Annotated in this window: 2 protein-coding genes; both read left to right on the plus strand. The window is 31.8% G+C overall.

From position 1 onward, the window contains the following. The coding region (locus tag HZR21_RS11480; RefSeq protein ID WP_180747712.1) for a GyrI-like domain-containing protein at positions 1–332 on the plus strand (332 nt) is incomplete at its 5' end. Between the two features lie 161 nt (positions 333–493). Beyond that, positions 494–1,270, plus strand: a complete 777-nt coding sequence (locus HZR21_RS11485; RefSeq protein WP_031367151.1) for a class I SAM-dependent methyltransferase — start codon at positions 494–496, stop codon at positions 1,268–1,270. The last annotated feature ends 129 nt before the right edge of the window (positions 1,271–1,399 follow it).

The following is a 1,399-nucleotide window of genomic DNA, read 5'->3' on the forward strand; positions in this document are numbered from 1 at the left end:
TTGGAAATGGTCAATCATTAGGTGTTTGTTATGAGAATGAGGGAAATGATAAGATTAATTATATGGCGGGATATAACGTCTTGGATGACGCTAAAGCTAGAAATTTAGGACTTGATATCTTAGAAGTTAAAGAAACTGAGTATGCAGTAGTTCCAGTTAAGGGATCAGTCCCTGATTCTATTCATCAGGCATGGAAATATCTGCTTGAAGAATTTTTCCCAGAAAATGGTTACAAACATTCAGGGTTACCAGATTTTGAAGTATATACCGAAAATGATATTCATGATCCCAATTATGAAATGGAGCTTTGGGTACCAATTAGTAAACAATAAAAATGTAGATTATTAAAATTCTTAAGAAAGATTTCTTAGGGATTTTTTGGTATTCGAATAGTCTGTGCTATAATTATGGTAATTTGACGAAAGGAGGTAATATTATGAAAATAAACAACACTGGAGGTTTGCTTTTAGTTTAACCTCTTAAGGAGAAAAAAATGAAAGCCTATATTGATCAAAATCAAGAAAGATGGGATAGAGTTTCTAGTAGACAAGGTAATCCATATACAATTCCATACAGTCATGAAGAATTACAAGAATTAAAAGATAAACCAATTGAAGTAGCTCTTACAGTTGGGAAGTTAGTGCCATTAACATGGTTTGAGAAAGCCAAAGGTAAGCGATTATTAGGTTTAGCTTGTGGTGGTGGACAGCAAGGACCTATTTTTGCAATGCACGGTTATGAAACTACCATCATGGATTTTTCAGAATCTCAGCTATCTAAAGACGTAGAAGTAGCAAAACGAGAAAATTTGTATATTAAAACTGTACAGGCTGATATGACCAAACCATTCCCATTTGAATATGATAGCTTTGATATTATTTTTTGCCCTGTCTCAAATGTCTATATTGAAAATTTAGATAATATGTATTCAGAAGCCTACCGTGTTTTAAGAAAAGGTGGATTATTAATGATTGGATATATGAATCCGTGGATTTATATGTATGACGGAGATGAGGTTTGGGATCAACCTGAGAAGGAATTATTATTAAAATATAGCCTTCCTTTCAACTCAAGACTTTTAGAAGAAAAAGGTCAACTAATAATTGATCCAGAATATGGATATGAATTCAGCCATACTTTGGAAGAACAAATTCAAGGTCAATTGAGAAATGGATTTGCTATGATTGACTTTTACGAATCAAAAGATAGTAGAAATCGTTTAAGTCAGTTTGGCTCAGACTATATAGCTAATCTATCTGTTAAATTATAGGAGTGACGTTAAGTCAAGTTTTTAGAGTAACAAACGTAGAATTTTAATCTATTTATTTTACTTATTCTAATTGAGATTATTTTCATTATAAAAGCACCTCATTCAACAGAAATAATTTTTGCATCACTA

Origin of the sequence: Pseudolactococcus laudensis (assembly GCF_013449735.1) — a bacterium.
Taxonomy (GTDB): domain Bacteria; phylum Bacillota; class Bacilli; order Lactobacillales; family Streptococcaceae; genus Pseudolactococcus; species Pseudolactococcus laudensis.